Source organism: Cohnella nanjingensis, assembly GCF_014212125.1.
GTDB classification, from domain to species: domain Bacteria; phylum Bacillota; class Bacilli; order Paenibacillales; family Paenibacillaceae; genus Cohnella; species Cohnella nanjingensis.
This window is the reverse complement of the sequence record NZ_JACJVP010000005.1, coordinates 19,483-31,999: the sequence shown is the minus strand read 5'-3', so window position 1 is coordinate 31,999 and position 12,517 is coordinate 19,483. Positions and strand designations below refer to the sequence as shown.

The 12,517-nt window shown below is 62.0% G+C and carries 7 protein-coding genes and 1 pseudogene; all 8 read right to left on the bottom strand.

Annotation, left to right across the window (positions count from 1 at the left end; genetic code table 11):
- Positions 1-507: 507 nt before the first annotated feature.
- The 8 genes and pseudogenes from H7C19_RS03985 to H7C19_RS34600 all read right to left on the bottom strand — a co-directional run bounded on the left by H7C19_RS03985 (position 508) and on the right by H7C19_RS34600 (position 12,436).
- The gene (locus tag H7C19_RS03985) at positions 508-1,674 is read right to left on the bottom strand and encodes a response regulator (protein ID WP_185141290.1); all 1,167 of its coding nucleotides are present in this window, start codon (positions 1,672-1,674) and stop codon (positions 508-510) included.
- A gap of 28 nt (positions 1,675-1,702) precedes the next feature.
- On the bottom strand, positions 1,703-4,756 hold the full coding sequence (locus H7C19_RS03980) for an ATP-binding protein (RefSeq protein WP_185141289.1): 3,054 nt from the start codon (positions 4,754-4,756) through the stop codon (positions 1,703-1,705).
- Between the two features lie 99 nt (positions 4,757-4,855).
- Positions 4,856-5,221: a response regulator gene (locus H7C19_RS03975; protein WP_185141288.1), complete on the bottom strand. Its 366-nt coding sequence runs from the start codon at positions 5,219-5,221 to the stop codon at positions 4,856-4,858.
- Positions 5,222-5,371: 150 nt separating this feature from the next.
- Positions 5,372-6,025, bottom strand: a complete 654-nt coding sequence (locus H7C19_RS03970) for a nitroreductase family protein (RefSeq protein WP_185141287.1) — start codon at positions 6,023-6,025, stop codon at positions 5,372-5,374.
- Positions 6,026-6,267: 242 nt separating this feature from the next.
- Complete coding sequence (locus tag H7C19_RS03965) at positions 6,268-8,535, bottom strand: alpha/beta hydrolase family protein (RefSeq protein WP_185141286.1); 2,268 nt, start codon at positions 8,533-8,535, stop codon at positions 6,268-6,270.
- A gap of 211 nt (positions 8,536-8,746) precedes the next feature.
- A pseudogene (locus H7C19_RS03960) lies at positions 8,747-9,022 on the bottom strand (MFS transporter); the annotation flags it as partial.
- Positions 9,023-9,817: 795 nt separating this feature from the next.
- A complete protein-coding gene (locus H7C19_RS03955; protein WP_185141285.1) occupies positions 9,818-11,149 on the bottom strand; it encodes a DUF3900 domain-containing protein in 1,332 nt (443 codons plus the stop codon).
- Positions 11,150-11,347: 198 nt separating this feature from the next.
- Positions 11,348-12,436, bottom strand: a complete 1,089-nt coding sequence (locus tag H7C19_RS34600) for a helix-turn-helix transcriptional regulator (RefSeq protein WP_246469300.1) — start codon at positions 12,434-12,436, stop codon at positions 11,348-11,350.
- Positions 12,437-12,517 lie beyond the last annotated feature (81 nt).

Sequence of the window (12,517 nt, the reverse complement as noted above, 5' to 3'; positions counted from 1 at the left end):
GCCCTGCTGCGGCAAAGAAGCACAAAGTGACGTACTGAGTACGCCTCTTTGGCCCTCCCACCGCGAAATCCAACAAAGAGACGTACTGGGTACGTCACTTTTCCCCTGCTGCGACGTGGACGCTCAAAGAGACGTACTAGATACGTCACTTTGCCCCTCCCACCGCGAAATCGCTCAAGGAGACGTACTGAGTACGCCTCTTTGACCCTGCTGCGGCGTGAAACCTCAAAGTGACATACTGGATACGTCACTTTTCCCCTGCTACGACGTGGACGCTCAAAGAGACGTACTAGATACGTCACTTTGCCCCTCCCACCGCGAAATCGCACAAAGAGACGTACTGGATACGTCTCTTTGGCCCTGCTGCGGCGTGAAACCTCAAAGTGACGTACTGGATACGTCACTTTGAACCCTCCCACCGCGAAATCGCACAAAGAGACGTACTGGGCACGTCTCTTTGGCCTTGCTGCGGCGGAAAACGCGCCAATAGGCTGTCCTACGGTCCGATTAGGCGCGCTCCGTCAGTCTCCGATACAGCTGCCTGGACACCTCGGACGGGCTGATCCGCAGCTCGCCGAGCCGGGCCGTCATCTCTTCGAACGCGCGGAACACTTCGTCGAGCTTGCCGCTGCCGGAGCAGCCCCGCATCAGCAGCCGGTAGGCTTCCTCGTTGTAAGGGGATTGCTTCAACAGGAGACGGGCCGTCTCCGTCATTTTCCCGTAATCGCCCTCCTGCTCATACAGCTCTCCCAACTGCAGCCGCAGCGCTTCGACGGTCGTCTCCAGCTGCCGAATCTCCGTCTCCGCCCAATGATAGTCTTCGTCCCGCAGCAGCGGACCCGCATAGAGCGCCAGCACTCCCTCCAGTTCGGACGCCTGAAGGTTGCCCGCCGCGCGCGTTGCGATCAGGGCGTGCCGAAGCGATTGGTAGTCGGATACGGGCAGATTTGGATCCAAGTAATATTTCTCCTCCTCGTAGACCACGGCCGACTTCAAGCCCAGCTGGCGCAGATCCCGTCTCAGGTAGCTCACGCAGGTGTGCAGATACACTTTCGATTTCTGGTAATTCTCCTCCGGCCACAGCTCGTCCAGCAGCACGTCCCGGTGGATCCGCTGGCCATGATGCACGGCGAAGTAGGCGAACAGCTCCTTCTCCTTCGCGGTGCGCCACTTCAGACGCTCCTGGTCCCCGCACACGATCTGCGTCTCGCCCAGAAGCTGCACGCGCAGCATCTTCTCCGGACCGGCCGCCTCCGCCGTACCGGAGACCTCGCTCGCGGCCTGCGCCCACGCCTCCGAAGCCCGAAGCCGCGCCACCTCCCGCTTGACCCGCTGTACCGATCGCGTCAATCGTTCCATCTCCAGCGGCTTGAGGAGGTAGTCGACCGCATCCCGCTCAAAGGCCGAGATGGCGTACCTATCGTACGCCGTCACGAAGACGATCTGGACATCCGGGAAGTGCGAGCCCAGCTTCTCCGCCAGCTCGACCCCGTTCATCCCCGGCATCTCGATATCGAGGAAGGCGACGTCCGGCTGCAGCCGGCCGATCTCCCCGAAAGCGTCGAAACCGTTGCCGCAACGGCCGATGACTTCCACGTCGCCCGTCCGCGCGAGGAGCAGCTCGAGCAAGTTCAAGGCATGCTCCTCGTCGTCCGCCAAGTAAGCCCGTATCATCTCTCTCGCCTCCTTCAGATCTCTGTCTTTATTCGGTATAAGGAAGCAAGATCGTTACCCGCGTGCCTCGGCCCGGCCCGCTCTCCACCAAGGGTCTGGCGCCGGTCTGGTTCGCGAGCCGCTTCATGATGTTGGCGAATCCAACGCCGTCGCGGTCTCTGCCGGGATCGGTCAGTTCCTCGACCTGCCGTTCGGTCATCCCGATGCCGTCGTCCTCGACCACGATCTCCACTTGCGATTCGTGCCGGCGAATGGCAAGCTTCACTTGACCGCCGCTCACTTTCTTGGCGACGCCGTGCCGAATCGCGTTCTCCACCAGCGGCTGAATGGTGAGCGGGAGGATGCGGCAGCCGAGCAGCCGCTCGTCCACGTCGAAGACGATTTGCAGACGCTGGCCGAAGCGCGCTTGCTCGATATCGGCATAGGCGCGGACCAGCTCGATCTCTTTGCGCAGGAGCACGTTGTCTTCCGTATGGTCCTCGTGGAAAATAATCCGCAAATATTTGCTGAGCACGGCGAGCAGCTCGCCCGCCCGCGGGCCGTCCGTATAACAGAGAGACATGATGGTGCCCAGAGCGTTGTACAGGAAATGCGGCTTGATCTGCGATTGCAGGAATGCCATCTCGCTCTGCGCCGCCTCCTTCGCCAGCCGCTTCATCGCCAGCAGCGTGCGGATGCGCACGCGCACCTCGCCGGGGTCGAGCGGCTTTTTGAGGAAGTCGTTGCCGCCGGCCGCCAGCCCCGCTTCGACGTCCGCCGGCGTGCTCCGGCCCGTCACGAACAAGAGGGGCAAGTCGATCGGGCTGAACGAATGGCGGATGCTCCGGCTGAGCTCGTAGCTGCGGCCGCCGGGCAGAAGGACGTCCATCAGCACGATGTCCGGACGGTCGGGTCCCTCCACGATGCGCAGCGCTTCCTCGTCGGTACGCGCCGTGAGCACCCTATAACCCTCTTCGGCGAGCAGGTTCACCATCAAGTCCAGATGCAGCATCTCCGCGTCCACGACCAGTACCGTGTAGGTATACGCACCGCTCTCCGGCCGGTAGGCTTCCCTCCCGGCGGCGGCTTCCGCCTGGCCGGCATCCTTTGCCCACGTTGCGGCGACAGGCGCGCCCGCCGCTTCCGCGACGGCTGCCAGCGGCATCTCGAGCTCGAATCGCATGCTTCCGGCCGAGGCCGACAGCTCCGCCTTCAGGCCGCCGCCCATCTCCCGGACGAGCTCGTAAGCGACGGAGAGTCCGGCGCGGATGCGCTCTTCTTCGGCTTCCGCATCCGCGAATCCCGTGCCGGCCGCCGTGACCGTCAGCAGGACGCGCTCGCCCGACCTTTCGCTGTTTACCGTTACCGATGTCAGGTTCGGAACGTTCAATCCGCGGTCGAGCAAGGCGGATAGTACCTGCATGAGCCGATTCTCGTCCGTCGTCGCATATCGCGCCCCGGGCGCGATGCGGTTGTCCATTCGGATCGCTTTTTCCTTGGCCAGAAAGCCGTATACCTCGAAGACGACCGCCACGCAGGACGCCAGATCGACCGTCTTCAGCGAGATTTGCAATCGCCCGTCCTTCATCCGGGCAAGGTCGATGATGTCGCTCACCAGATTGGACATGCGGTACGCGGTATTACGGATCGTCTGCAGCTTTTCCCGCGTCCCGCGTCCGGGCAGCGCGGCCCCCGCGTCCTCCAGCATCGCCTGGGACAGGTTCATGATCCCATGCAGCGGCGTATTCAGCTCATGCGAGGTGCGGAGCAGGAAGTCGTCCTTCATCTGATCGGCGGCCTGAAGCCGGTCGGTCAGCTTGACCATCGACGCGTACGTCTCGAAGTAACGGTAAGCCATCATCGAGGCGATGAACAGGACGAACAGCACCAGGAACAAGTCCGACAACGCTTGGGAGAGGAACGTCCCGTCGCCTTTGTTGCGGAAGGCCGAGTTCAACGTAGTTAGAATCAGGCAGCAGAGCCCGAGAATATAGAACTGCAGCTCCCGCTTCTCGATGACGCCGTACTTGCCGACCGTATACGAACCGATCAGAAGCAAGGTCATGCCGGACATGAAGAAGGCAAACAGCGCCGTCATCGGCTCCTGCGCCCACGAATAGACGTGAAAAGGAACGACGAGCACGAACGCGCAAAACGCCACGATCACGGCTGCGGGCCAGAGCAGCGCCCGCCGGTAGGCCGGAGACGGGTAGATCGTCGCCGTAAACCCGAGCAGGAAAGGCAGGGTCAGGAAGAGCGAGATGTCTTTGATCCGCCATTTCCACTCGAAATCGAAGGTCGGCATCAACTGCATAAACATGCGCTGCCCGTTGAAGAGCAGCATCACGGAGAAGCACAGGAAAAAGCCGCCGAACAGCAAGAACGGGGCGCTGCGCTGGAAAAACGCATAGAGCGAAAAGTAAAAGATCGAAAAGAGCAGCAGCACGATCACGCCCGCCCATTCCAGGATGGACTGGGATTGCCTGGCCCACTGCACGTCTTCGTGCAGCCCGAAGCTGAGCGGCAGGAAAATGCCGCCGGTCGGATAGTCGAAGTTCGCGACCTGGATGACGATCTCGATCCGGTCTCCCGGTTCGTAGAAAGCGACCGTATAGGGTACGTTGCCCGGCTCGTAGGCGGCGCGGCTCGTTCCCGGCGTACCGGACTCGCCCGTCAGCTTGCCGTCGATATAGGTCCGGTCGGCGAACCGGATGACTTGCTTATGGAGCGCCAGCAGCCGGTCGGTCGGCTTCAACCGAACCTCCAGCCGATAGGTGCCGGCTCCATAGCTGCCCATCCCTTTTCCGTTCCATGCGCCGGGTACCTTTATGTAAGTCGGAGCGACCTTCCCTCCGAGCTCCCCGAGTTCGGAAGGCTCGAGCAGCCGTCCGGGATAGAACGCCCATTCCCCGTTCAGCTTGACCGTCCCCTCGGCCCCGAGATCCCAGTCGGACAAGTCCAGAACGCCTTTGCTGGCGGCCGGGGCGGACGAAGCGAAACCGCCGACGAAAAGGATCAGCGCCAAGGCGACGGCGACGCCTGCCGCCGTCAGCAGCAGGAAAGGGTCGGTCGCCGCGGATCGGATGATCTTCAGCAGCTTCAAGTTGATTTCACCCTGCCCGTTTGTCGAATTGGCCGTTTATTCTCCCATTGTAATGCCGAACCGCACGCCGGGATAGCCGCATTTGCCGATTCGCGCCGATTAATCCTGCAGAAGCAGGCGCAACGACTCCAGCAGCCGCTCCCGGTGAAACGGCTTGACCATGAAGTCGCGCGCCCCCGCCTGAACGGCCTCCACCACCATCTGCTGATTGCCCATGGCCGAACAGATGATCACTTTGGCCGTCGGGTCGACCGATCGAATCTCTTTGAGGGCCATAAGTCCGTCCATGATCGGCATCGTCAAATCCATCGTCACGACGTCCGGGCGATAGGTCTTGAACATCTGTACGGCTTCGAGTCCGTTGGCCGCTTCGGCGACGACCTCGTAGCCGTTGCTCTGCATCAGATCTCTCAGGAATGCTCTCATAAATGCCGTATCGTCCGCAATTAGGACCGTTCCGCTCATGCCATCTCTCCCTGCCGCATAAGTGCGCTGTTGCCTCCATTGTCCGCTATGCCGCTTAACAAGCGCTTAAAACAAAAAAACCGCCTTCGCCGGACCCTATACGGATCTGGGAAAGACGGTTTGCGCAATCAACCGATAACTGTGCTGGAGTTACTTGAGACCTTCGCCGTTCCAGAAGGTAACTTCCTCGACGGGCAGCCGCGGCGTCAGACGGCCCGGCACCGCCGCTCTGCCGATGGCGATCAGCATGACGGGCACGAGGTTCGAGGGGATGCCGAACTCCTCGACCAGCTTGGCGGCATTGAATCCGCCCATGGGGACCGTGTCGTACCCTCTCGCCTTGGCGGAGAGCATCAGCTGCATGCTCACCAGACCGCCGTCCACGAGGGAGATGCGCGTCAGCACCTCCGGAGGCAAGCCGCCGTACCCCTTGAGGGTATTCGCCGTGAATTGCTCGGCGAATTCCGGCGTCATGTAGCCTTTGTCGACGCCGATGCCGTTAATCTGTCCCGCTCTCTTGTATCCTTCGATATCGCCCAGCACCGCGACGGTCGCCGAAGCGTCCGCGACTTGCTGCTGGTTGTTGGCGATCGGCAGCAGCCGTTGCTTCAGCGCTTTGTCATGAAAGACGAAGAAGCGCCAGCTCTGGGTATTGCTGCTCGACGGAGCGAGCGCAGCTTCGCCTAGAATCTCCATAAGCTCGGCTTGGGAGATTTGCCAGTTCGGATCATAATGGCGGACGGAGTGCCGTTCGCGAACGACCGTCTTGTAATCTTGAATGGTATCCAATGGAATAGCAGACATGGGGTTTCCCTCCTAGGAATGATAGATGAGGACGACTTCTCGCTGATCGCTAACGATGCTAATAATTAACATAGTTATACGCGCGGTTCGCCTCTTTAGCTTGAAGCATCCGATGTCGTCTTATGCCGGACTCAACTGTGCATTACAAAGCACAGTATAAGACGACGCGCCCCGAACTGTCAACCATCTAATTACAGATCGAATCGGGACCCCTGCCGAGAGCCTCGAATAGCTAGCGCGTGCTAAGACCGATCTTCACGCGCCGCGTTCCCGATCCCGATATCGGCCAGCATCGCCTTGCCGGGTCCGCCCCGAAAGAGAAAAGCGATCTTGCGGAGCGAGTCCGGCGAAAACTGCGGATCGGCGGCCTGAAAGGCCTCCAGCGGCAGCGCATACGTCTGGAAGACGGGCTCGACGGGTTCCGCGTATTTGCCCTCCTCCATCTCCTCTTCCAGCCAGGCGAGCCATGTATAATTCGTCTCCGGCAGCGGTTCGGGCTGCATAAACGCGTCTAACGGCAGGGTGACCTCTACGCCGTTGCCGTCCTCCAGCGCGATGTCCAGGTCGAGCGGCGCCGATTCGAGGTCTTCCGACTCGGAGAGATCGCGCGACAGGTCGGCCATGGAGAAGACGAGTTCCGCGCCGTCCGCTTCCGCCAAACCCGGAATGTCAAGGACCGAAGCGTCGGGAGCGGCCTCGATCGCGTAAGTCCCGCCTTCCTCGGACCACTTCAACGCGGTTCCCTTCGTCCCTTTGCCCTCCCGCTGCCGATCCAGCGCTTCCGTCAGCTCCCATCGCTCGAAGCCTTCGGCGTCCGCCGTGACCGCCGCGGACGGCCGGTCGGCGCTGAGCGCTTCGTCGAACCGCGCGATCGCGTTGAATCCGGCATCCTCGTAGCGGTTATAATACCGGGTGACCGGCAAGAAGCCGCGTCCCGCGCGATAATCGCGGAACAGGTCCGCGTACGCGGCGTTCCCGAGCAGCGTATCTTCGAAGAACGCGGATACGTATGCTTTGGCGATCCGCTCCTGCGCAGTGGCGCTTAGGTTCGGCTTGCGGAGGAACAAGCTGGCCGGCAGCGTCGCGTCCTCGTCTCCCCAGCCCGTATTGAACTGGCCGTGATTGGCGTCCGCGATATAGAGCGAAGCCTTGAACGCCCCCGGCTCCGCGCCGGTGAAGGTTGTGCGCACATATTGCCTATCCCCGTAGAAATTGTTCACGTCCGCGTCGCTCGCGCCTTGGAGCGTCAGGTAGGAGGTGTCCCGCAGCTCGGCCTGCGCGCCGTCCACGACCGTGTCCGTAGGCGCCAAAGCGACGACCGAACGGATCCGGTAGCTGCCCGCCTCCGGCAGGCCCGGCGCCTCCGAGAACCAGCGGTCGGCGTCGGCCGCCATCGCGACCGCTTGCCCGCCGCGGGAATGGCCGAGCAGCGCGAGACGCGCGAAGTCGACCTTGCCGTAGAACGGCGAGTCCGGCGCCGCCGCGAAGGTCTGAAGCTGACGAATATGGCAAAGCAGCAGCCAGGCGCGGACCTTCATATCCTGCGCGGGGATGCCCGACCAGGCCGAATAGTTCAGAAAGTTCTCGTCCACGGATATGGCGATGATGCCTCGGCTCGCGAGCTGCTCGCCCAGATAACCGTACCCCTCGTCCGAGAAATCCTCCATCACGTGATTGCCGTGCACCATGAGCACGAGCGGGAACGGGCCCTCCCCTTCCGGCATCCATACTCTGCCGTTCAGCGGCAGCGCGTGCGCGTCGAAGCCCCAGAACCAGCGCCGCAGCAGCGGCCAGCTCGGAATATAGGCCGACGCATCGACCGATTCGGAACGCAGCGCCGCGCCGCTGCCGAACGCCTTCCTTTGCCGGTCCGCGCCGCTCCCATACGTAAACGCCGTATAAGCATGGCTCCCCGGAACCGAAGGATCCGGGACGACGGCCGCGCCCGCGGGCAAGCCGACGCCATCCGGCGCAGCCGGGCCATCCTCCCGATCGGGGACGACGATCGCATAAGCGGTGGCCGCGACCATGAGGGCAAGCGCCGCCGCGGCGGCCAGCTTGGCGCGCCTCCCGGTCCGGCGGCTGCCGATCGCCCGCGCGAAGAAGCCCGCCCCTGCGCCGAAGGCCGTATAGCCGGCCGCGAACAAGAGCGAGAAAGGAACGCCCAGATCGTTGAGAAAAAGGATAAAGAACACCAAAATCGCCGTATAGAGCAAGCCGCCGATCGCAGCGCCGGGAAGCGGACGCCGGAGCAGGCCGAGCAGCCAGGCTACGATCAGGGACGAGATCGCGTACCCCGCCGTGGCGAGCGCGACGGCGGACAGCACGTCGAACGTCCGGCCCAGACCCGTCGGCACCCCCAGCATGCCTACGACGGCAGCCGCGCAGCTCGCGACCCAGCTGCCGGCGCCCGCGGCGCCCCAGCCGCCCCGATCATAGACGATCAGCCGGCCGAGCCGGGGACGGCGCGGCACTGCAAGCCGGCTCGCCGGTTCGTATTGCATCTCCATCGCTGTCGCCTTCCGTCCGAGTTAGTCTGCCACCTCATGTCATCCGAAGCGCCGATTGAATCTACGTTATGATTATACCGCTTCGGAGGGTGCGACTTCTAACCCCAAGTAAAAACGGGTTTGCCATCTTCTAGGAAGCGGACAACACGTTTTTATCGACGGTCATACAGAAATGCATAGGCATAAACTTATACTTGCTGGATGACCAAGATTAGGCTGCCGTGTTCTTCGCGCCGCGGCCGTGCTTCCCGACCATGCACGCATAGACGGGCACCGCTCCGACATCCGCCGCCGCGATGACGATCCCCATCGGCACGGCCGTGCCGTTGCCCGCGATGCCGACGAGCGGAGCGACGAGGCCGCCCGCGATGAACGACAGGACGCCGAGCAGCGCGGAGGCGCTGCCCGCCGCGCGGCCCTGGCCGCGCATGGCCAGCGAGAAGCTCGGCGCGCCGACGAGGCCGACGCAGGATACCAGCACGAACAGCGCTCTGAAACAGCTAGGCGTGCATAACAAATAATGGCCTTCAGCAGCCACCAGACTAAAAAAGTTGTAAATGTACCACTTTTCTCGCCGCTTACGTCGTCCAAACAAGAATAAGTTGCAATAGTACCACTTATTCGGCCTATTTTCGCTCGTTCGGTGATTTTGGCTCAAATAAGTTGTACGTTTACAAGCTTTTTCCTCTTTGACGCCAAAATGAGCAAAAAAAGTTGTATTTTTGCAAGATATTGCTATTGCTTTCCCGACGCAAGGATGGCCGGCGTGAAGCCGCTCCCATCAGTAAAAACGGCTTTGGCGTCTTCTCAGACGACGATACGTTTTGATCGGAGGTCATACGTGATGGATAGACGCATAACTTCATACATTATGGTGTATGACCAAGTAAAAAACGACTGCCGTCTTCTGGGAGGCGGCACGTTTTGAGCGGAGGCTGCACGTTTTGAGCGGAGACGACACGTTTTGAGCGGAGACGTATAGACAAAGGATAACGTCAAACAAGAAGCACAAATGCAACGGTTATAGTTACACTTGTGCCCCTTGTTCAGTATGGCGGATAGGACATGGCTATCGCCGTTCGCGACAGACAGCAAGACAGAACGCAGACGCTCCCGTGACACGCAATCCGACCGTAACGCAAACCTCCCTCGGAAGACTGTCGTCCGTAACGCAAACCTCCCTCGGCAGACCGTCGTCCGCAGCGCAAACCTCCCTCGGCAGACTGTCGTCCGCAACGCAAACCTCCTCGGCAGACCGTCGTCCGCAACGCAAATGCGCCGGTCAGTGCCTTGCCGTGCGGTTCCGCATGCGTGCCAGCACTTCTTCGATGTCCTCGGGATGCAGCAGCTCGACCGGCGACATCCCCTTCTCGAACTGGAACGAATCCCCTTCGATCAGGACGACGTACCGCCCGTTCATGCGCGCGATGTGGACGCTGTCGCCGTAGTCGGTCATCTTGCCGCGGACGGCGAGGTCGTCGATCTTGAACTTGAGGTCCAGATCCGGCTGGTGCTCGACGATGCGCGCCGTCGCCTCCATGACATCGTCGTGCGTCCATTTCTCCTGCAGCTGGCGCTTGTCTCCGGCCGCCCATACTTCGAGCTGCCGCGCCTCCTGCGCGTAGCCGGGGTGGCCGCCGCTGTAGGGACTGTACCCGTAGTTCTGCGAGCCCGGGGCGCTCTCCCGCTCGGCCCGCGTCGTCTCGTAGGCCGGCGCCTGTCCGTCCGGCTCGCCGTCCTCGTAGACGTCGTAGGCCGACTGCAGACGCGCGGGCGCGTCCTCATAGCCGCCGCCCGAACCGTAAGCCCCCGCTCCCGCGTCGGCGTAGCCGCCGGGCTCTTCGCCGTAGGCCGGCGCGGCCGGCGCTGGCGCGAGCGAGGCGCCGGCGTCCGGGTCCTGCCACTTGCGCTCCATATATTCCTGCACGAGACCGAGCACCTGCTCGTTCAGAATCTCGGGCTTGGATTTCTCATAAGAGACGTACTTCAGAAAGTCCTCGAAATACCGCGCGTGCGAAGCCTGGTGGATCTTCAGCTCCCAAGGCTCGAGCATCCCCTCCTCGGGCATGTGCGGATACTGGATGGACTTGATGTTGCGGGCGCTGATCGCCATGTCGACCTTGGAGATCAGGCTCTTCTCGTCCGAGATGCGCGCGATCTTCGATTCGAAGTCGCACTTCAACACGAACACGAACGGATCGTCGAACAGCTCGTTCATCTTGCCGAGCGCGACGATGAACGCCCCGCCCCGCACCGCGCTCGTGTCCATATAGGCCCGCAGCAGGTCGTCGCAGGCATAGTGGAACTGCTCCTTGGTGCCCGCCGCCCGCAGCCGCTGGAACAGGTTGTAGTTCGGATTGCTCTCGAGATCCTGTCCCGGCTCCACGATGAACCGGCCGATCTTCGTCGGCGCGTTCTCCGAATCCGCGTGCACGTCGGCCTTCCGCTTGCCGATCCGGGAGAATTCCTCGTCGAGGAACGACTTGATCTCGCTGTCCTCGTAGTCGTAGTGATCCAGCGTCTTGTAGTGTTTGTACCGTCTGGTCGCGTCCGTCTCCTTGCCGCCGTCGGTTTGGATGACGAAGAAGGACAAATTCTGAATGGCAAATTTCATCGCGCGCTCCTGCTCCCCGTTCTGTTCGTCTCTTCAAGTAAAAACGGATTTGCCGTCCTCTTTAGAGGGTGACACGTTTTTATCGGAGACGGATCAGAGAAGGATAGGTGGAACTTATACTTTCTGATCCGTCAAAAAATCTCTCATCCGAGTGTACCGATATGCCGCTCGCCTTGTCAAAGCGCAAGTCGAATTCGGTCAACCCTTCTTATGGAAAATCATCCGGTAATCCCGCGGCGTCAGTCCCTCGAGCTTGCGGAAGCAGGAGGTGAAGTACGCCGCCTGCTGGAAGCCGGTCTCGCGCGCCACGAGGTGTACCGGCAGATCGGTCTGCAGCAGCAGCCGCTTGGCCTGTTCGAGCCGGTAGCGCATCAGATACTCCATGGGCGAGCAGCCGAACCGCTGCCGCATGCAGCGCGCCACATATACCGGGTGGAAACGAAGCGCCTCTCCCAGCTCCGCCGCCGTCACCGGCTCCCTGTAATTCAGCCGCAGATAGGAGGCCGCCCGGTCCGCGACGTCCTCTCCCGGCTTGGGACGCTGGGCGTCGAGCGACTCGGCGAGCAAACCCAGCACGTCCTGGAAGAGCCGCTGCTGCTTCCAGCGGACCGCGTCCAAGTGCGAGTTCGACTCCAGCGCCGTGAGCTGCTGCAGCGCGTCGTACACCTTGGCCGGCTCGGCCAAACGAGTGAACTGCGGCAGCCGGATGCCGAACGCCGCCATCCGGAAGGAACGTCCGGTCCAGACCGCCGAATGCTCCGATCCCCGTCCTCCCTCCTCTTGGCCCGTATGCAGCGCCCCGCCGCCCTCTACGTCCGGGGGATCAAGCCCGTCTTCGTCAGGGACGTTGCCCGCAGCTTCGCTCCGTCCGGCGTTCAATGCCGCTAAGACGCCGGCCTCTTCGCCTTTCGTGCCGCACGTGCAGCCTTCCCCGCCGTCCGGTTCGTCCGCCGCGACGGATGGGGTCTCGGCGGACGCGTCCGATTCGCCGGGCTCCGCGCGCCACGCGCCGGCCGTATGAAAGTGAAGCCAGTACGACGCCGTCAGCTCGCGCGTGCCCCCGGTCGGGTAGTGGTGCAGGTCGGGACGCAGGATGAGGGCGTGCCCTTCCGCCACGTCGTAGTGCCGGTCTTCCTCGCCGACGTAGAGGCAGCCCTGCTTGACGACGAGCAGGTCGAATTCCCCGACCGACGATCGCTCGGGATGCTTGCGGCCGGGTCCGGCGAGGCTGTAGCCGCAATGGATGAAGTGCGGCAGCGGCAGCGCGTCGAAGTGCAGCACGGACATCGGCCCGCCCCCTCTCGTTTGCGGATCAGCGCGCTTTGCGCAAGTTGCAAATTTGATAGTTTTGGTTGAAAGCGCATAACT

Coding starts and splice junctions, on each gene's coding strand:
- H7C19_RS03970 (WP_185141287.1), bottom strand. CDS start 6,025: ATGTCTGCTATTCCATTGGATACCATTCAAGATTACAAGACGGTCGTT.
- H7C19_RS34600 (WP_246469300.1), bottom strand. CDS start 12,436: ATGTCCGTGCTGCACTTCGACGCGCTGCCGCTGCCGCACTTCATCCAT.
- H7C19_RS03985 (WP_185141290.1), bottom strand. CDS start 1,674: ATGATACGGGCTTACTTGGCGGACGACGAGGAGCATGCCTTGAACTTG.
- H7C19_RS03975 (WP_185141288.1), bottom strand. CDS start 5,221: ATGAGCGGAACGGTCCTAATTGCGGACGATACGGCATTTATGAGAGCA.
- H7C19_RS03955 (WP_185141285.1), bottom strand. CDS start 11,149: ATGAAATTTGCCATTCAGAATTTGTCCTTCTTCGTCATCCAAACCGAC.
- H7C19_RS03965 (WP_185141286.1), bottom strand. CDS start 8,535: ATGGAGATGCAATACGAACCGGCGAGCCGGCTTGCAGTGCCGCGCCGT.